At 65.4% G+C, this 17,348-nt stretch carries 14 protein-coding genes; 13 read left to right on the forward strand and 1 reads right to left on the reverse strand.

Going from position 1 to position 17,348, the window contains the following annotated elements; genetic code table 11:
• Positions 1–27: 27 nt before the first annotated feature.
• The 7 genes from gap (at position 28) to KSS95_RS22620 (ending at position 8,224) form a co-directional block, all read left to right on the forward strand.
• Complete coding sequence (gap, locus tag KSS95_RS22590; protein ID WP_217849789.1) at positions 28–1,029, forward strand: type I glyceraldehyde-3-phosphate dehydrogenase; 1,002 nt, start codon at positions 28–30, stop codon at positions 1,027–1,029.
• A 239-nt stretch (positions 1,030–1,268) separates the two neighbouring features.
• Positions 1,269–1,781 carry an RNA polymerase sigma factor gene (locus KSS95_RS22595; RefSeq protein ID WP_217849791.1) on the forward strand — a complete coding sequence of 171 codons (513 nt, stop codon included), beginning with the start codon at positions 1,269–1,271 and terminating at the stop codon, positions 1,779–1,781.
• Between the two features lie 93 nt (positions 1,782–1,874).
• Positions 1,875–2,837, forward strand: a complete 963-nt coding sequence (locus KSS95_RS22600; RefSeq protein ID WP_217849793.1) for a FecR family protein — start codon at positions 1,875–1,877, stop codon at positions 2,835–2,837.
• Positions 2,838–2,962: 125 nt separating this feature from the next.
• Complete coding sequence (locus KSS95_RS22605) at positions 2,963–5,569, forward strand: TonB-dependent receptor (RefSeq protein ID WP_217849795.1); 2,607 nt, start codon at positions 2,963–2,965, stop codon at positions 5,567–5,569.
• A gap of 181 nt (positions 5,570–5,750) precedes the next feature.
• Positions 5,751–6,356: a biliverdin-producing heme oxygenase gene (locus KSS95_RS22610; RefSeq protein WP_134691693.1), complete on the forward strand. Its 606-nt coding sequence runs from the start codon at positions 5,751–5,753 to the stop codon at positions 6,354–6,356.
• A 49-nt stretch (positions 6,357–6,405) separates the two neighbouring features.
• A complete protein-coding gene (locus KSS95_RS22615) occupies positions 6,406–6,819 on the forward strand; it encodes a YbaN family protein (protein ID WP_217849797.1) in 414 nt (137 codons plus the stop codon).
• 58 nt (positions 6,820–6,877) lie between these two features.
• The gene (locus KSS95_RS22620) at positions 6,878–8,224 is read left to right on the forward strand and encodes a CoA transferase (RefSeq protein WP_217849799.1); all 1,347 of its coding nucleotides are present in this window, start codon (positions 6,878–6,880) and stop codon (positions 8,222–8,224) included.
• 118 nt (positions 8,225–8,342) lie between these two features.
• On the opposite strand, the gene arcD (KSS95_RS22625) is transcribed toward KSS95_RS22620, so the two are convergent.
• Complete coding sequence (arcD, locus tag KSS95_RS22625; protein WP_217849800.1) at positions 8,343–9,770, reverse strand: arginine-ornithine antiporter; 1,428 nt, start codon at positions 9,768–9,770, stop codon at positions 8,343–8,345.
• 425 nt (positions 9,771–10,195) lie between these two features.
• Between arcD (KSS95_RS22625) and arcD (KSS95_RS22630) the strand changes: the two genes are divergently transcribed.
• The 6 genes from arcD (KSS95_RS22630) to gcsR all read left to right on the forward strand — a co-directional run bounded on the left by arcD (KSS95_RS22630) (position 10,196) and on the right by gcsR (position 17,150).
• A complete protein-coding gene (gene arcD, locus KSS95_RS22630) occupies positions 10,196–11,623 on the forward strand; it encodes an arginine-ornithine antiporter (RefSeq protein ID WP_217849802.1) in 1,428 nt (475 codons plus the stop codon).
• A gap of 33 nt (positions 11,624–11,656) precedes the next feature.
• Positions 11,657–12,913: an arginine deiminase gene (gene arcA / locus KSS95_RS22635; RefSeq protein ID WP_217849804.1), complete on the forward strand. Its 1,257-nt coding sequence runs from the start codon at positions 11,657–11,659 to the stop codon at positions 12,911–12,913.
• 71 nt (positions 12,914–12,984) lie between these two features.
• On the forward strand, positions 12,985–13,995 hold the full coding sequence (locus KSS95_RS22640) for an ornithine carbamoyltransferase (protein ID WP_217849811.1): 1,011 nt from the start codon (positions 12,985–12,987) through the stop codon (positions 13,993–13,995).
• Between the two features lie 120 nt (positions 13,996–14,115).
• Positions 14,116–15,045 (forward strand): carbamate kinase, encoded by a 930-nt coding sequence (gene arcC, locus KSS95_RS22645; RefSeq protein ID WP_217849828.1) that lies wholly within the window; start codon positions 14,116–14,118, stop codon positions 15,043–15,045.
• A 56-nt stretch (positions 15,046–15,101) separates the two neighbouring features.
• On the forward strand, positions 15,102–15,470 hold the full coding sequence (locus tag KSS95_RS22650; RefSeq protein WP_217849835.1) for a DUF5064 family protein: 369 nt from the start codon (positions 15,102–15,104) through the stop codon (positions 15,468–15,470).
• A gap of 171 nt (positions 15,471–15,641) precedes the next feature.
• Entirely contained in the window at positions 15,642–17,150 is a 1,509-nt protein-coding gene (gcsR, locus tag KSS95_RS22655) for a transcriptional regulator GcsR (protein WP_217849837.1), read from the forward strand.
• Positions 17,151–17,348 lie beyond the last annotated feature (198 nt).

Raw genomic sequence — 17,348 nt, forward strand, 5'->3', positions numbered from 1 at the left:
CTTCACCCGACTGCCAGAGGTAACGTCATGACCCTACGCATCGCCATCAACGGATTCGGCCGCATCGGACGCAACGTCCTGCGCGCACTCTACACGCACGGCTACCGCCAGGACCTGCAGGTCGTCGCCATCAACGACCTGGGCGACAGCGCGATGAACGCCCACCTGCTCAAGTTCGACAGCGTCCACGGCACCTTCGATGCCAGCGTCGAGGCCGACCACGAAAGCCTCACCGTCAACGGCGACCGCATCGCCGTCAGCGCCATCCGCAACCCCAGCGAACTGCCGTGGAAGGCCCTGGGCATCGACGTGGTGTTCGAGTGCACCGGGTTGTTCACCGAGCGCGCCAAGGCGGCGGCGCACCTGACAGCCGGTGCCGGCAAGGTGATCGTCAGCGCCCCGGCCAAGGGCGCCGACGCCACCGTGGTCTACGGCGTCAACCACGACGTGCTGCGCGCCTCGCACCAGGTCATCTCCAACGCCTCGTGCACCACCAACTGCCTGGCGCCGATCGCCCAGGTGCTGCACCGCGAGTTCGGTATCGAGCAGGGGCTGATGACCACCATCCACGCCTACACCAACGACCAGGTGCTCACCGATGTCTACCACAGCGACCCCTACCGCGCCCGTTCGGCCACCCAGTCGATGATCCCGAGCAAGACCGGCGCCGCCGAGGCGGTGGGCCTGGTGCTGCCGGAACTGGCCGGCAAGCTCACCGGCATGGCGGTGCGGGTACCGGTGATCAACGTGTCGCTGGTCGACCTGACCGTCAACCTGGCCCGCGAGACCTGCGCCGAGGAGGTCAACCAGCTGTTCCTCGAGGCCAGCCGCCATTCGCGGGTGCTGGGCTACAACGCCCTGCCGCTGGTGTCGTGCGACTTCAACCACAACCCGCTGTCGTCGATCTTCGACGCCAACCATACTCGCGCCAACGGGCGCATGCTCAAGGTGCTGGCCTGGTACGACAACGAGTGGGGCTTCTCCAACCGTATGCTCGACAACTGCCTGGCGCTGTTCAACGCCAGGTGACGTTTTGCACGGTCCCTGTAGGAGCGGCCTTGTGTCGCGATAGGGCTGCGCAGCGGCCCCAGGATTTCGATGTGGATGCAGATATTGCTGGGGCCGCTGCGCGGCCCTACCGCGACACAAGGCCGCGCCTACAGGGATCGCGTTAGCCGCAATATTTACTTGTTCGTGACATTTCCCCGCTTGACCTGGGCCACGGATGATAAGCATTATCATTCACCCCAAAGCGGCCAGGTTTCCCCGTGAGTCAGTCCCGGTTCAACTCAGTTTTCCTCGTCCAGCGCCTCAGCCTGCTGCGTACCTTGCAGCGCATGGTGGGCAACCCCAGCACCGCCGAGGACCTGCTGCAGGAAACCTACCTGAGGGTGACCCGCGCCTTGGGCGAGCGCCCCATCGAGCACCTCGAGCCGTTCGTCTTCCAGACCGCGCGCAACCTCGCCCTGGACCACCTGCGCGCGCGCCGGGTGCAGGCCCGTACCCTGGTCGACGACGTGCCCGACCAGGTGCTGCACAACGTCGCCGCCCCCTTGGGCAGCAGCGAGGACGCCGCCCACGCCGAACAGCTGCTCAAGCACCTGAGCCTGAGCCTGGGCCAGCTCAGCCAGCGCCAGCAACGCATCTTCGTCCTCAGCCGCCTGCACGGTGCCAGCTACCTGGAAATCGCCGAGCAGTTGCAGGTTTCGGCCAGCACGGTGCAGAAGGAACTGAAACTGATCATGGCCATCTGCATGGGCGTGGCCGACCGTCACCAGTGATGCGACCGCTCGCCGCTGGCGTGCGCAAAGCCCTTGCCATGCGCCGGGCCTGCGCAGATCATGCGCAAAAACCGCACCCCGCAAGGATCCCCCGTGACCGACCCGTCCCCACCTCGCCCGACAGCCGCCGCGCCTGACGCTCGCGCCCGTGCCCGCGAAGAAGCGCTGGACTGGTTGATCCGCCTGCAATGCGCCGACGTCGACGACACCCAGGCCTTCGAGCAGTGGCTCGGCGCCAATGCCGAAAACGCCGAAGCCTATGTCGAGGCCGAAGCGCTATGGAACGGCGCGGCGCTGCGCCAGGCCGCCGACCAGTTGCACCTGCAGCGCAAGCGTTCGCTGGGCGGGCGCCTGCGCAGCCACTGGAAACCGCTGGCCAGCGCCGCCGTGCTGCTGGTCGGGCTGTTCACCTTCGGCAACCTGCCGGTGCGCCTGCAGGCCGACCACCTGACCGTGGTCGGCGAGCGCCAGCGCCTGCACCTGGACGACGGCGCCCAGGTGCTGCTCAACACCAACTCGGCCTTTGCCAGCGATGTGCGCGATGGCCGCCAGGTCGCCCGGTTGTTGCAAGGCGAGGCCTACTTCCAGGTGCCGGCCAGCAGCCAACCGGCGCTGGAAGTCCAGGCCGGGCCGTTGCGCGCCAGCGTGCGCGACACCGACTTCGCCGTGCGCTACCTCGATGGCGAGGCCCAGGTGCGCGTGCAGCGCGGCGATGTCGACCTGCAAGGCGCAAGCGACCAGCGCATCCGCCTGCGCGCCGGCGACAGCATCAGCCTCGGCCCCCAGGGTTTCAGCCAACCCCAGCGCCCCGACCTGCACAAGGATCTGGCCTGGGTCGAAGGCCGCCTGGTATTCGAGAACTGCCCGCTGAGCCAGGTGCTCGCCGAAGTACGCCGCTACTACCCCGGTTGGATCATCAGCCGCAACGCGCACCTGGAGCAGGTTGCGGTCACCGGCAACTACCGCCTCGACCAGCCGCTGGAAACCCTGCGCGCCCTGGCCCACATCACCTCGGCACAGCTGCACGAATACCCGGCGCTGGTCATTCTCAACTGACGCAAAAGTTTTTTTACGCGATCGCCTGCCCTGGCCCGTCTCGTTATAGCCAATACGATTGATTCTCGTTCGAAAACGAGAACAGCCACTGCCTATAACACTTCGCGCGACAGGGAGCGCTCTCGATGCCCACAGGTCAAACCCGCCCGTCCTCTTCTTCCCGCCGCTGCGGGCAATTGTCCCTGTTGACCCTGGCCTTGCTCGCCAGCGGCGCCTGCAGCCTGCCGGCCCTGGCCGTGGAGCCGGCCCAGGCCAGCAGCCCGCGCATGGGCGACTACCGCTTCGCCATTGCCCAGCAACCGCTGGTCGAGGCCATCAATGCCTTCAGCCAGGTCACCGGCTGGCAGGTGGGCTTCAGCGCCGAACTGGCCGACGGCGTGGCCTCGCCCGGCGTACAGGGCGCACTGGCCCCGGAAGCGGCGTTGCAGCGCCTGCTGCGCGGCACCGGCCTGGGCTATCGGAAGATCGGCAACGCCAATGTGGTGCTCGAACGCCAGGCCGCCGGCAACACCATCGCCCTGCAGCAGGTGACCGTCAGCGCCACCCGCAGCGCCCAGGACGTCAGCCAGGTGCCGAGCACCGTCAGCGTGCAGACCCGCGAGCAACTGGACCGGCAGAACGTCAACGACATCAAGCAACTGGTGCGCTACGAGCCCGGCGTGTCGGTGTCTGGCACCGGCCAGCGCAGCGGCCTGAACGGTTACAACATCCGTGGCATCGACGGCGACCGGGTGCTGACCCAGGTGGACGGCGTGTCGATTCCCGACAGCTTCTTCTACGGGCCCTTTGCCCAGACCCAGCGCAACTACGTCGATCCCGAGGTGGTCAAGCGGGTCGAGATCCTGCGCGGCCCCGCCTCGGTGCTCTACGGCAGCAACGCCATCGGCGGTGCGGTCAGCTACTTCACCCTTGACCCCGAAGACATCATCAAGCCGGGCAAGGACGTCGGCGCCCGCCTGAAGACCGGTTACAGCTCGGTCGATGAAAGCTGGTTGACCTCCGCCACCGTCGCTGGCCGCCACGGTGATGTCGATGGCCTGCTGCACCTGAGCCAACGCAACGGCCACGAGACCGAGTCCTACGGCGAGCATGGCGGTACCGGCATCAACCGCACCAAGGCCAACCCCGAGGACGTGCGCACCACCAACGTGCTGGCCAAGCTGGGCTGGAACTACGCCGACGACGCGCGCCTGGGCTTTACCTACGAGCGCTACAAGGACGACCGCGACCAGAACATCCTCAGCGCCATAGGCGGGCCCTTCGATGGCAGCCGCCCCCTGGGCATGTACCGCAGCCGCACCGGCAACGACACGGTCACCCGTGAACGCTTCGGCATCGATCATGAGTTCGGCCTGGATTCGCTGGTCGCCGATCACCTGAAATGGAGCCTGAACTACCAGATCGCCAAGACCGACCAGGCCACCTCGGAAATCTATTTCCCGTTCAGCCGCACCGTGCAACGCCAGCGCGACACCACGTACAAAGATCGCCAATGGGTGCTTGATGCGCAGTTGGACAAAGCGTTCAGCCTCGGCGCCACCGAGCACCTGCTGACCTATGGCACAACGTTCAAGCACGAGAAAGTCACCGGCCTGCGCACCGGCAGCGGTACCTGCCTGGTGGTGGGTGGCAGCTGTCGCGCCGTTGGCCAGAACAGCCCGGCCGACTACCAAGCGCCGGTGAGCGACTTCCCCGACCCGACCATCGAAACCTACAGCGTGTTCGTCCAGGACGAGATCCGCTGGAACAACTGGACCTTCCTGCCCGGCGCGCGCTACGACTACACCCGCATCGATCCGAAGATGACCGCCGAATACCTGCGCGGCGCCCAGGACTCCAGCCCAACCCCGGAGACCAGCCGCAACGACGAGAACAAGAAGTGGCACCGCGTCTCGCCCAAGCTCGGCGTGACCTACGCCTTCAACGACAACTACACCTGGTACGGCCAGTACGCCGAGGGCTTCCGCACCCCGAGCGCCAAGGCCATCTGGGGCCGCTTCGAGAACCCCGCCGGCGGCTACGTGGTCGAGCCCAACCCAGGGCTGCAGCCTGAAAAGAGCAAGAGCTACGAAACCGGCCTGCGCGGCAACTTCGATGCTGGCAGCTTCGATGTGGCGGTGTTCTACAACAAGTACCGCGACTTCATCAACGAAGAAGCCGTCAAGTCCTCCAACCTGGGCAGCGCCTTCCAGACCAGCAACATCAAGCACGCCACCATCAAGGGCGCCGAGGTCAAGGGCCGCCTGAACCTGGACCGTTTCGGCGCACCGGAGGGCCTGTACAGCATCGGTTCCATCGCCTATGCCTATGGCCGCAATGACGACACCGGCCAACCACTGAACAGCGTCAACCCGCTGACCGGCGTGTTCGGTGTCGGTTACGAGCAGCCAGACTACGGCAGCCAGCTCAGCTGGACCGTGGTCAAGCGCAAGAACCGCGTGGACGACAGCAAGTTCTTCGCCCCCGATGGTTCCAGCTCGGACTTCCGCACCCCAGGCTACGGCGTGCTCGACCTGACCGGCTTCTACCGGATCAGCGACGACCTGACCATCAACGGCGGCGTCTACAACCTGACCGACAAGAAGTACTGGCAGTGGGACGATGTACGCAAGTACGCCATGGTCGGCAGCCCCAATGGCCAGAGCGAAGCGGCCGCAACCCAGCCGGCCAACCTCGATCGCCTGACCGCTCCGGGGCGCAACTTCGCCATCAACCTGGTGTGGGACATCTGACCGGTTGAGCTCGCCATCGCGGCGCAGGCCCGCTCCCTCAGGTCGTCCGGGGGAGCGGGCTTGCGCCGCGATGCGTTGCGCCCCGTGAGAATGATTTCACTTCGCAGGTGAGGTTTTTTTACTGTTCCGCGTCTTCTCTTTCGTCTTGTCACTAGACAGCCCCATTTTCCAAGGATGCCCCATGACCGCCCCTTCCTCCGAACGCGCCGCCCTGCGCTCCCAGCGCCTCAACCAGGTGACCCACGCCCCGCACACCGAGCTGGACGCCCTGGTCAAGTCGCACAAGCCGTTCGACAGCCGCGAAAGCTTCGCCCGCTTCGTCGTCGCCCAGTACCTGTTCCAGTCCGAGCTGCAGGCGCTGTACACCGACCCACAGCTGATCGCCATCGTCCCGGACCTCGCCGAGCGCTGCCGCGCCGAGCAGGCCCGCCTGGACCTGGCCGACCTGGACACCGAAGTCCCGGCGCCCTTCGCCGGCGCCCTGGGCAAACCCAGCCTGGGTGAAGCCCTGGGCTGGATCTTCGTCTCCGAAGGCTCCAAACTGGGCGCCGCGTTCCTGATCAAGCGCGCCGTGGCCCTGGAGCTGTCCGAGACCTTCGGCGCCCGCCACCTGGGCGAGCCGGCCGGTGGCCGTGCCGAAGGCTGGAAGCAGTTCACCCGCATTCTCGACAGCCTGGAACTGTCGCCCGAGGAAGACGCCGCCGCCGAACGTGGCGCGGTCGCTGCCTTCGAGCGCTTCACCGAGCTGCTCAAGCATGCCTATGCCGCCGACGCGGCGCTGGCCTGACACGCTTTACCCGGCCGCCTGCGGGCGGCCGCACCGTTGCAGTGAGACCATGACCCGAATCGCCCGCTCCAAAGTATCCCGCCTGCTGTATGCGATCCTGGCCTATGCGAGCCTGGGCATAGGCCTGGTCGCCATCGTCATCCCCGGGCTGCCGACCACCGAGTTCATCCTCCTCGCTGCCTGGGCCGCCACCCGCAGCTCGCCGCGCCTGTCGGCCTGGCTGGAAAACCACCGTTTGTTCGGGCCGATCCTGTACAACTGGCGCAACGGCAAGGTGATCCAGCGTCGCGCCAAGGTCAGCGCGACGCTCAGCATGTTGTTGTGCGCAGGCGTCATGCTCACCGTCCTCGAGCACCACTGGCCGGTGTTCCTGGCCATCAGCGGCATGGCCCTGGGCAACCTGTGGATCTGGTCGCGCCCCGAGCGCCCGACCCCGGCCGGCTCGGCCGAACTGCAACGCTGAGGGGTTTGCACCCCGACGGCGGATGGGCTGAAATGGGATCCACGAAGGAGGATCCTGCATGCCACCGTTGCTCGACAGCATCGCCCAAGCCCTCACCCTCGACCCCGCCGCCGCGCGCTGGCAGGGGATTGGCGCCCTGCCCTCGACATTCGCCGTGAGCGAACTGGCCGGCGCCAGCATCGCCGCCTGTGGCCTGGCCCTGGCCCGTTTGCTCGAAAGCCAGCAGGGCAGCTGCCCGCTGGTCAGCGTCGACCGCCGCCTGGCCTCGTTCTGGTTCGCCAGCAGCCTGCGCCCCCATGGCTGGCAGACCCCGCCCCTGTGGGATGCCGTCGCCGGCGACTACCGCACCCGCGACGGCTGGATTCGCCTGCACACCAATGCCGCGCATCATCGTGCCGCCGCCTTGCAGGTCCTTGGCACCCCCGCCGAGCGCGCCAGCGTGGCCAGGCAGGTGGCCGACTGGCCTGGCGATGCACTGGAGGCCGCCGTGGTCGAGGCCGGCGGTTGCGCGGCGCGGATGCGTACCTGGCTGGACTGGTGCATGCACCCCCAGGGCCTGGCGGTCAACCAGGAGCCGCTGATCCTGCGCGAGCCCGGCCCGGGACGGCCCGGCCACTGGCTGGGCGACGCCAACCGGCCGTTGGCCGGGGTCAAGGTACTTGACCTCACCCGCATCCTCGCCGGCCCCATCGCCACCCGCCTGCTGGCAGGCTTCGGTGCCCAGGTGCTGCGCATCGACCCGCCCGGCTGGGCGGAACCTGCGGTGGCGCCGGAAGTCACCCTGGGCAAGCGCTGCGCGCGCCTGGACCTGCGCACGCAGGAGGGGCGGCAGACTTTTGCCAGCCTGCTGGCCGACGCCGACATCCTGGTCCACGGCTACCGCGCCGACGCCCTCGACGAGCTCGGCCTGGGCGCTGAATGGCGCCGCCAGCGCAACCCCGGGCTGATCGACGTGAGCCTCAATGCCTACGGCTGGAGCGGTCCCTGGCAGCATCGCCGCGGCTTCGACAGCCTGGTACAGATGAGCACCGGCATCGCCCGCGAGGGCATGCGCTGGCAGCAGGCCGAGCGGCCAGTGCCCTTGCCGGTGCAGGCCCTGGACCATGCCACCGGTTACCTGATGGCAGCGGAAGCGATACGGGCGCTGGACGAACGCCTGCGCAGCGGTGCAGGCTGCCGCAGTCGCTTGTCGCTGGCCCGTACCGCCAAGTTGCTGGTCGAGCACGGGACGGTGGAGGAGGACCTGCCGCTGGCGGCGGAGTCGGCCGAGGACCTCGCCGCGCACATCGAACGCACGCCCTGGGGCCAGGCACAGCGACTCAAGGCACCGCTGAAGGTGGGCCAAGCATCGATGGACTGGGGCTCGGGGGCTGTCGAGCTGGGTTCGGCGCCAGCGCGATGGTGAGCATCATCGCGCACGCCACTCAAGCATCAGGGCGACGCGCTGCATGGCAGCGGCTACGCCGGTGTTCGCCAGCAAGGCTGGCGCCTACGCGGTCGGATGCCGACCAACACACCTGCGCCTACAGGCTCAACAGCCCCGAATACAACGCATATGCCGCCAACCCCGCCCCCGCCAGCACCGCCGCGAAGATCAGCTTCTCCCAGGCGGTGAACAACACCTGCCCCTGCTCACGCTTGGCCTGGGCGAACAGGATCACCCCCGGCGCGTACAGCAGCGCCGACAACAGCACATACTTGAGCCCACCGGCATACAGCAGCCACACCGCGTACAGCAACGCGATCAGCGCCACCAGCATGTCCTTGCGCCGCAACCCCGGCTGCCCCTGGTAGCTTTCGCCCTTGAACGTCAGCAACACCGCATAGGCCGCCGACCAGAAGTACGGCACCAGGATCATCGACGAGGCCAGGTAGATCAGGCTGGTGTAGGTTCCGGCCGAGAACAGGGTGATCAGCAGGAAGCCCTGGATCATCACGTTGGTCAGCCACAAGGCATTGGCCGGCACATGGTTGGCGTTCTCCTGCGCCAGGAACTGCGGCATGGTCTTGTCACGCGCGGTGGCGAACAGGATCTCGGCACACAGCAGCGCCCAGGACAGCAGCGCCCCCAGCAGCGATATCGCCAGGCCGATGCTGATCAGCAACGCGCCCCAGGGCCCGACGATATGCTCCAGCACCGAGGCCAGCGACGGGTTCTGCAACCCGGCCAGCTCCGGCTGGGTCATCACCCCCAGCGACAGCACGTTGACCAGCACCAGCAGGGCCAGCACCCCGAGAAAACCGATCACCGTGGCCTTGCCCACATCCGAACGGTGCAGCGCCCGCCCCGAATAGACACTCGCCCCCTCGATGCCGATGAACACGAACACCGTCACCAGCATCATGTTGCGCACCTGCTCCATGACGCTGCCGAACTGCGGGTTGCTCAGGCCCCAGATGTCCCGGGTGAAGATGTCGGCGCGAAAGGCAGCCGCGGCGATGACGATGAAGATCAGCAGCGGCACCACCTTGGCCACGGTGGTCACCTGGTTGATGAACGCCGCCTCCTTGATGCCACGCAACACCAGAAAATGCACGGCCCACAGCAACAACGAGGCGCAGCCGATGGCCACCGGGGTGTTGCCCTGGCCGAACACCGGAAAGTAGAAGCCCAAGGTGCTGAACAGCAGCACGAAGTAGCCGACGTTGCCCAGCCAGGCACTGATCCAGTAGCCCCAGGCCGAGGAAAAGCCCATGTACTCGCCGAAGCCGGCCTTGGCATAGGCATACACCCCCGAGTCCAGCTCGGGCTTGCGGTTGGCCAGGCTCTGGAACACGAAGGCCAGTGCCAGCATGCCCACCGCGGTGATGCCCCAGCCGATCAGCACTGCCCCCACATCCGCGCGGGCCGCCATGTTCTGCGGCAACGAGAAGATCCCGCCGCCAATCATCGATCCGACCACCAGCGCGATCAGCGCGCCAAGGCGCAGCTTCTGTCCCGGTTCGCTCATGGGGCTCCTCGTGCGCGCGTGCGCGTGAACGTATTAACCAACATAAATGTTACAAGTTCTTTATTGAATCGAGCCATTAAACCTATAGCACTCATAACCGGAATGTCTATAGCCGCTTCCTGTTAAAAATGACAGTTGCGAAGTGCCTGGCAGCTCGCCTAAACCTGTCGCTGTTTACTGTGAAAAATTTGCGAAAACCCTAAAAGAGACTAACTTCTCATTTCGCAGGCGAAACGGAGCGTTTGCTCTAGAAGGACATGGAGGTGCCAGCGCACAAGGCCTGCGGCGAAGCTGTCGGCATCCTCCAGGAGACGCATGAGGGATTTTTCTTACCTTCATGCGGGCATGAACTGATCTAAGTCAGCGAATGATCCAGGCGTCAGATTTATTCTGAGGTCAACTTTCTCCTGGTACGGAGTCGTTAAATGTCTGATTCTCCCGGAAAACTAAAACTGGGTGCACTTGTTGCACTTGTCGTCGGCTCGATGATCGGCGGCGGGATCTTCTCGTTGCCACAAAACATGGCCGCCAGCGCTGGCGTCGGCGCCGTGCTGATCGGCTGGGCCATCACCGCGGTGGGCATGCTCACCCTCGCCTTCGTGTTCCAGACCCTGGCCAACCGCAAGCCCGACCTTGACGGCGGGGTATATGCCTATGCCAAGGCCGGCTTCGGCGACTACATGGGCTTTTCCTCGGCCTGGGGCTACTGGATCAGCGCCTGGCTGGGCAACGTCGGCTACTTCGTGCTGCTGTTCAGCACCCTGGGCTATTTCTTCCCGGTGTTCGGCGAAGGCAATACCCCGGCGGCGGTGATCGGCGCCTCGGTGCTGCTGTGGGCCGTGCACTTCCTGGTGCTGCGCGGCATCAAGGAAGCCGCGTTCATCAACCTGGTCACCACCGTGGCCAAGGTCGTGCCGCTGGCGCTGTTCGCGCTGATCTGCCTGTTCGCCTTCAGGCTCGACATCTTCACCGCCGATATCTGGGCCCTGGGCACACCGGAGCTGGGCGGCGTGATGGACCAGGTGCGCAACATGATGCTGGTCACCGTGTGGGTGTTCATCGGCATCGAGGGCGCGAGCATCTTTTCCTCCCGGGCGGAAAAACGCTCCGACGTCGGCAAGGCCACGGTCATCGGTTTCGTCACCGTGCTGCTGTTCCTGGTGCTGGTCAACGTGCTGTCGCTGGGCGTGATGACCCAGCCGGAACTGGCCAAGCTGCAGAACCCGTCGATGGCCGCGGTGCTCGAGCACGTCGTCGGCCACTGGGGCGCGGTGCTGATCAGCGTCGGCCTGATCATCTCGCTGCTCGGGGCCCTGCTCTCCTGGGTGCTGCTGTGCGCCGAGATCATGTTCGCCGCGGCCAAGGACCACACCATGCCGGAGTTCCTGCGCCGCGAGAACGCCAACCACGTGCCGGCCAACGCCCTGTGGCTGACCAACGCCATGGTGCAGATCTTCCTGGTCATCACCCTGTTCTCCAACAGCACCTACCTGTCGCTGATCTACCTCGCCACCTCGATGATCCTGGTGCCCTACCTGTGGTCGGCCGCCTACGCGGTGCTCCTGGCGGTGCGCAGCGAGACCTACGAACAGGCCCTGGCCGAGCGCAAGAAAGACCTGATCATCGGCGCCATCGCCCTGCTGTATGCCATCTGGCTGCTGTACGCCGGCGGGGTGAAATACCTGCTGCTCTCGGCCCTGCTCTATGCCCCTGGCGCCATCCTGTTCGCCAAGGCCAAGCGCGAAGTCGGCCAACCGATCTTCACCAACGTCGAGAAACTGATCTTCGCCGCCGTGGTGCTAGGCGCCCTGGTGGCGGCCTACGGGCTCTACGACGGCTTCCTGACTCTCTGAACCCCACGTCTTCGCTTTACCGGAGGATTCACCATGTCCACTGAGAAACAGAAATACGGCGTCCATTCCGAAGCCGGCAAACTGCGCAAAGTGATGGTCTGCAGCCCGGGCCTGGCGCACAAGCGCCTGACCCCGAGCAACTGCGACGAGCTGCTGTTCGACGACGTGATCTGGGTCGACCAGGCCAAGCGCGACCACTTCGACTTCGTCACCAAGATGCGCGAGCGCGGCGTCGATGTGCTGGAGATGCACAACCTGCTGACCGATATCGTCCAGCAGCCCGAGGCGCTGAAGTGGATTCTCGACCGCAAGATCACCTCCGACACCGTGGGCGTCGGCCTCACCAATGAAGTGCGCAGCTGGCTCGAAGGCCTCGACCCGCGCCACCTGGCCGAGTTCCTGATCGGCGGTGTGGCCGGCCAGGACCTGCCGGAAAGCGAGGGCGCCAGCGTGGTCAAGATGTACAACGACTACCTGGGCCACTCCAGCTTCATCCTGCCGCCGCTGCCCAACACCCAGTTCACCCGTGACACCACCTGCTGGATCTACGGCGGTGTGACCCTGAACCCGATGTACTGGCCGGCGCGACGCCAGGAAACCCTGCTGACCACCGCGATCTACAAGTTCCACAAGGAGTTCACCGAAAAAGGCGACTTCCAGGTCTGGTACGGCGATCCGGACAAGGACCACGGCAACGCCACCCTCGAGGGCGGCGACGTGATGCCGATCGGCAAGGGTATCGTGCTCATCGGCATGGGCGAGCGCACCTCGCGCCAGGCCATCGGCCAGCTGGCGCAGAACCTGTTCGCCAAGGGCGCGGTAGAGAAGGTCATCGTCGCCGGCCTGCCCAAGTCCCGCGCCGCCATGCACCTGGACACCGTGTTCAGCTTCTGCGACCGCGACCTGGTCACGGTCTTCCCTGAAGTGGTCAGGGAGATCGTGCCGTTCATCATCCGCCCGGACGAAAGCAAGCCCTACGGCATGGATGTGCGCCGCGAGAACAAGTCGTTCATCGAGGTGGTCGGCGAGCAACTGGGGGTCAAGCTGCGCGTGGTCGAGACCGGCGGCAACAGCTTCGCCGCCGAACGCGAACAGTGGGATGACGGCAACAACGTGGTGGCCATCGAGCCGGGCGTGGTCATCGGCTATGACCGCAACACCTACACCAACACCCTGCTGCGCAAGGCCGGGATCGAGGTCATCACCATCAGCGCCGGCGAACTGGGCCGGGGCCGCGGCGGCGGCCACTGCATGACCTGCCCGATCGTGCGCGACCCTATCGACTACTAACGCCCATTGCACCCGGCCGCATCCAGCAGACAGCGGCCGGGCATACCTCACCGAATCCAAGGAGAACCGTCATGGCGTTCAACATCCACAACCGCAACCTGCTCAGCCTCGAACACCACAGCACCCGCGAGCTGCGCTACCTGCTGGACCTGTCCCGCGACCTCAAGCGCGCCAAGTACACCGGCACCGAGCAGCAGCACCTGAAGGGCAACAACATCGCCCTGATCTTCGAGAAAACCTCGACCCGCACCCGCTGCGCCTTCGAAGTCGCCGCCTATGACCAGGGCGCCAACGTCACCTACATCGACCCCAACTCCTCGCAGATCGGCCACAAGGAAAGCATGAAGGACACCGCCCGCGTGCTCGGGCGCATGTACGACGCCATCGAGTATCGCGGCTTCAAGCAGGAGATCGTCGAGGAACTGGCCAAGTTCGCCGGCGTGCCAGTGTTCAACGGCCTGACCGACGAGTACCACCCGACCCAGATGATCGCCGACGTGCTGACCATGCGCGAACACAGCGACAAGCCGCTGCACGACATCAGCTATGCCTACCTGGGCGACGCCCGCAACAACATGGGCAACTCGCTGCTGCTGATCGGCGCCAAGCTCGGCATGGATGTGCGCATTGCCGCGCCGAAGGCGCTGTGGCCGCATGACGACCTGGTCGAGCGCTGCAAGCAGTACGCCGAGGAAAGCGGCGCGCGCATCACCCTGACCGAAGACCCGAAAGCCGCGGTCAAGGGCGTGGACTTCGTCCACACCGACGTCTGGGTGTCGATGGGCGAGCCGGTCGAGGCCTGGGGCGAGCGTATCCAGCAACTGCTGCCCTACCAGGTAAACAAGGAGCTGATGAAGTCCACCGGCAACCCACGCACCAAGTTCATGCACTGCCTGCCGGCGTTCCACAACTCCGAGACCAAGGTCGGCAAGCAGATCGCCGAACAGTACCCGCACCTGGCCAACGGCATCGAAGTGACCGATGACGTGTTCGAGTCGCCGGCGTGCATCGCCTTCGAGCAGGCGGAAAACCGCATGCACACCATCAAGGCGATCCTGGTATCGACCCTGGCCGACCTGTAATCCCGCGCGCCCTCTGTAGGAGCCAGCCTTGCTGGCGAACCGGTCCACCGATGCCGATGGCATTCGCCGGCAAAGCCGGCTCCTACAGGGACCGCGCCACCCAGCAGAAGGACATTCCCCATGCGTATCGTTGTTGCATTGGGCGGCAACGCCCTGCTGCGCCGCGGCGAACCGATGACCGCCGACAACCAGCGCGCCAATATCCGCACCGCCACCGAGCAGATCGCCAAGATCCACCCCGGCAACGAGCTGGTCATCGCCCACGGCAACGGCCCGCAGGTCGGCCTGCTGGCCCTGCAGGGGCTGTCGTACAAGGCCGATGAAGCCTATCCGCTGGACGTGCTCGGCGCCGAGACCGAAGGCATGATCGGCTACATGATCGAACAGGAACTGGGCAACCTGCTGGACTTCGAGGTGCCGTTCGCCACCCTGCTGACGCAAGTGGAAGTGGATGCCAACGACCCGGCGTTCAAGGACCCGACCAAGTTCATCGGCCCGGTCTACGCCAAGGACGAGGCCGAGCGCCTGGCCAAGGAAAAAGGCTGGGTGGTCAAGCCCGACGGCGACAAGTACCGCCGCGTGGTGGCCAGCCCGAAACCCAAGCGCATCTTCGAGATCCGCCCGATCAAATGGCTGCTGGAGAAGAGCAGCATCGTGATCTGCGCCGGCGGTGGCGGCATCCCCACCCTGTACGACGAAAACCGCAAGCTCAAGGGCGTCGAGGCGGTGATCGACAAGGACCTGTGCTCTGCCCTGCTGGCCGAGCAACTGGAAGCCGACCTGCTGATCATCGCCACCGACGTCGACGCGGCGTACATCGACTGGGGCAAGCCGACCCAGAAGGCCATTGCCCAGGCACACCCCGACGAGCTGGAACGGCTGGGCTTCGCCGCAGGCTCCATGGGGCCGAAGGTCCAGGCCGCCTGCGATTTCGCCCGCCATACGGGTAAAGTGGCGGTGATCAGTTCGCTGGAGAACATCGAGGACATCGTCAAGGGCACCGCCGGCACGCGGGTTTCCACCGCCAAGCCCGGTATCAGCTACCGTTGAATGCAGTTGGCGGGTGCCCGGCGCCCGCCGTTTTCAACCTTCCGAAGGAGTCTGCCATGGCCCAGTACGCGCCCGGTCATGTACACATTGAGCGCAACGCGCTGAACACCAACGACCACAGCTACGACCTCAATATCGAATACGAGGCGGCGACCGACCCCAAGGAAGGCAGAGGTATACAGTTCCGCATGCACGGCCATATCGAGGGCAAGACGGTCGATGAGAAATTCTTCCTGGCCAGGGACCAGGTGCTGCCGAGCTTTCTGATGCAATTGAGCCGCAAGGCCCAGTCCTACCTGCCGCCACCGAAGAAGTTCGAGAACCTCGGCTCGCCGCACAAGCTGTATGACTACATGTTCGAAGACATTCGCACCAAGCTGGATGTGAAATCGGGCGACCCGATCAAACCTGAACATCTCGAGTAATTGCTGGGGCTGCTGCGCAGCCCTTTCCTACAGGTACATGCGATCCCTGTAGGAGCGGCCTTGCCGAGGCGTCGGACCGGTCGGAAAGGGCCGCAAAGCGGCCCCAGCAATGTTGGGCTGGTCACGGCTCCCAAGGCATACTACGGCCTCCCTCGGCCATAATTGCCCCCCATGCGCATCCACGTCAGCTTCATCGACCGCGTCGGCATCACCCAGGAAGTCCTGGCCTTGCTCGGCGCCCGCAACCTCAACCTCGATGCCGTGGAGATGGTCCCGCCGAACGTCTACATCGACGCCCCGACCCTCAGCCCCGCCGTGCTCGAGGAACTGCACGACGCCCTGTTCGAGGTGCACGGCGTGCAATCGGTGGAAGTGGTCGACATCCTCCCCGGCCAGCGCCGCCACCTGCAGCTCGACGCCCTGCTCGCCGCCATGAGCGACCCGGTGCTGGCAGTGGACAGCGCCGGCAAGGTGCTGTTGGCCAACCCGGCGCTGATCGCCCTGTGCGGCCGCGAGTCGGCCGGGCGCTCGGTGGGCGAGCTGTTTGGCGATCCCGACCTGCTGCAGGCGCTGCTGGACAACAACTTCCACCTGCCGATGCGCGAGATGCAGCTCAACGGCCAGAGCCTGCTACTCGATGCCACGCCGATCACCCACGCCGGCGGCCTGCTGACCCTGTACCCGCCGAACCGCATGGGCGAGCGCCTGTCGGCGCTGCACCATGACCATGCCGAAGGCTTCGACGCCATGCTCGGCGACTCCCCGGCGATTCGTACCCTCAAGGCCCGCGCCCTGCGCGTGGCCGCACTCGACGCGCCGCTGCTGGTGCATGGCGAGACCGGCACCGGCAAGGAACTGGTGGCCCGTGCCTGCCATGCCATCAGCAGCCGCCATGCCGCGCCGTTCCTGGCGCTGAACTGCGCCGCACTGCCCGAGAGCCTGGCCGAGAGCGAACTGTTCGGCTATGCCCCCGGCGCCTTCACCGGCGCGCAACGGGGCGGCAAGCCCGGGCTGATGGAGCTGGCCAACCAGGGCACGGTGTTCCTCGACGAGATCGGCGAGATGTCGCCCTACCTGCAAGCCAAGCTGCTGCGTTTTCTCAGCGATGGCAGCTTCCGCCGGGTCGGCGGCGACCGCGAGGTGAAAGTGGACGTGCGCATCATCAGCGCTACCCACCGCGACCTGGAGCGCATGGTCGCCGAGGGCACTTTCCGCGAAGACCTTTTCTACCGCCTCAACGTCCTCAACCTGCAGGTGCCGCCGCTGCGCGAGCGCGGCCAGGACATCCTGTCGCTGGCACACTTCTTCATGCAGCAGGCCTGCACCCAGATCCAGCGCCCGGCCTGCCGCCTGGCCCCGGCCACGCACCCGGCGCTGCTGGCCAACCCCTGGCCGGGCAACGTGCGCCAGTTGCAGAACGTGATCTTCCGCGCCGCGGCCATCTGCGAAAGCAACGTGGTGGATATCGGCGACCTCGACATCGCCGGCACCTCGGTGGCTCGTGGACAGGATGGCGAGGTAGCGAGTCTGGAACAGGCGGTGGGGGATTTCGAGCGCGAGCTGTTGCAGCGGCTGTATGCCAGCTACCCCTCGACCCGGCAGCTGGCGGGGCGCTTGCAGACTTCGCACACAGCCATCGCCCAGCGCTTGCGCAAATATGGAATTCCAACCAGAGGTTGAAGCAGGCGGCATCACCAGTAGCGATTTCATTACAGCGTATCGATATCGATACACATCCATTTGCATGCGCCTTTGCAAGGGTTTGATCCCGCAACGCTTTTGATTCCCGGCCTACCTGTATCGATTTCATTCCACAAAAATGACAAAAAATCTAATGAACTTATTCAAGCCATTGATTAATAAAGATTTTTAACAGCT

It is taken from the genome of Pseudomonas muyukensis, assembly GCF_019139535.1.
Classification (GTDB): domain Bacteria; phylum Pseudomonadota; class Gammaproteobacteria; order Pseudomonadales; family Pseudomonadaceae; genus Aquipseudomonas; species Aquipseudomonas muyukensis.

Bases quoted from the DNA above. Each gene is read 5' to 3' on its own strand.
- arcC (WP_217849828.1), top strand. From the start codon at position 14,116: ATGCGTATCGTTGTTGCATTGGGCGGCAACGCCCTGCTGCGCCGCGGC.
- arcD (WP_217849802.1), top strand. From the start codon at position 10,196: ATGTCTGATTCTCCCGGAAAACTAAAACTGGGTGCACTTGTTGCACTT.
- gcsR (WP_217849837.1), top strand. From the start codon at position 15,642: ATGCGCATCCACGTCAGCTTCATCGACCGCGTCGGCATCACCCAGGAA.
- KSS95_RS22640 (WP_217849811.1), top strand. From the start codon at position 12,985: ATGGCGTTCAACATCCACAACCGCAACCTGCTCAGCCTCGAACACCAC.
- arcA (WP_217849804.1), top strand. From the start codon at position 11,657: ATGTCCACTGAGAAACAGAAATACGGCGTCCATTCCGAAGCCGGCAAA.
- KSS95_RS22620 (WP_217849799.1), top strand. From the start codon at position 6,878: ATGCCACCGTTGCTCGACAGCATCGCCCAAGCCCTCACCCTCGACCCC.
- KSS95_RS22605 (WP_217849795.1), top strand. From the start codon at position 2,963: ATGCCCACAGGTCAAACCCGCCCGTCCTCTTCTTCCCGCCGCTGCGGG.
- KSS95_RS22650 (WP_217849835.1), top strand. From the start codon at position 15,102: ATGGCCCAGTACGCGCCCGGTCATGTACACATTGAGCGCAACGCGCTG.
- KSS95_RS22615 (WP_217849797.1), top strand. From the start codon at position 6,406: ATGACCCGAATCGCCCGCTCCAAAGTATCCCGCCTGCTGTATGCGATC.
- KSS95_RS22610 (WP_134691693.1), top strand. From the start codon at position 5,751: ATGACCGCCCCTTCCTCCGAACGCGCCGCCCTGCGCTCCCAGCGCCTC.
- gap (WP_217849789.1), top strand. From the start codon at position 28: ATGACCCTACGCATCGCCATCAACGGATTCGGCCGCATCGGACGCAAC.
- arcD (WP_217849800.1), bottom strand. From the start codon at position 9,770: ATGAGCGAACCGGGACAGAAGCTGCGCCTTGGCGCGCTGATCGCGCTG.